Origin of the sequence: Clavibacter sp. MX14-G9D (genome assembly GCF_032917815.1) — a bacterium.
In the GTDB taxonomy this organism is placed as follows: Bacteria; Actinomycetota; Actinomycetes; order Actinomycetales; family Microbacteriaceae; genus Clavibacter; species Clavibacter michiganensis_K.
This window is the reverse complement of record NZ_JAVCVL010000405.1, coordinates 1-873: the sequence shown is the minus strand read 5'-3', so window position 1 is coordinate 873 and position 873 is coordinate 1. Positions and strand designations below refer to the sequence as shown.

General features: G+C 77.3%; 1 pseudogene. It reads right to left on the bottom strand.

What is annotated here, in order from left to right:
• Window positions 1–873, bottom strand: a pseudogene (locus Q6969_RS15975) (hypothetical protein); the annotation flags it as partial.

Sequence of the window (873 nt, the reverse complement as noted above, 5' to 3'; positions counted from 1 at the left end):
GCCCACGCGCCGCGCCGCCCGGTGCACGGCGTGCCACGGCTGCCCCGCGTCCTGCCGCGCGCTGCTGTCGGCGTGGTCGACGTACCAGTCGCCGCCCAGGTGGGAGCGGTGCGGGAACGCCACGGTGGCGCGCAGCGCGGCGACGGAGGCGGCGTCCCAGGCGCCGTCCGTGGCGTGCGCGAGCACGTCGAGCGCCTCCAGCGCCCGGCAGGCGCCGTTCCACCAGTACGCGTAGCCCTCGTCCACCGCGCCGTCATCGGGGAGCGCCCGCACGTAGCGGTCGAGGCACGCGACGGCGCGCGTCACGACGTCGGCCCGGTGGTCCTCCCCGCCCGCGTCGTCCAGGAGGCGGAGCGCCGCGACCAGCACGTTGCCGGCGATCCAGGGGTTCCAGTTGTGCACGTCGCCGTCGAGCCCGATCCAGTGCCAGTCGTCGCGGCGTGCGAAGGGATCCAGCACGCGGTGGCGCGCCTCGCGTCGGATGCGGGCGCGCACGCCGGGGTAGCGGTCGTCGAGCGGTCCGCCGAGCACGTGGTCGATCCAGGCGAGCTGCGCGACGACCTCGCCGGCGCCCAGGTCGACGAAGGGGTCGCGGGCGTCGGCGAGCACGGACCCGGCCCGGCTCCGGTCGTCCTCGTGCGCCGGCCAGCACCACGAGCTCTGCTCGCAGAGCATCCAGACGCCGTCGACGACCTCGTCGAGCCAGGCGTCGTCGAGCGTGGCCGCGGCGAGGAGCACGGCGCGGCTCAGTCGCCGCTGACGCGCGTACGCGGCCTGCTCCCACGTGTCGCGGTCGCCGTCGCCGTGCACCCGGGCGGCCTGGCTCGCGAGCGGCTGCGGCCACGGCGTCCCGCGATCGGCCGCGGCGCGACG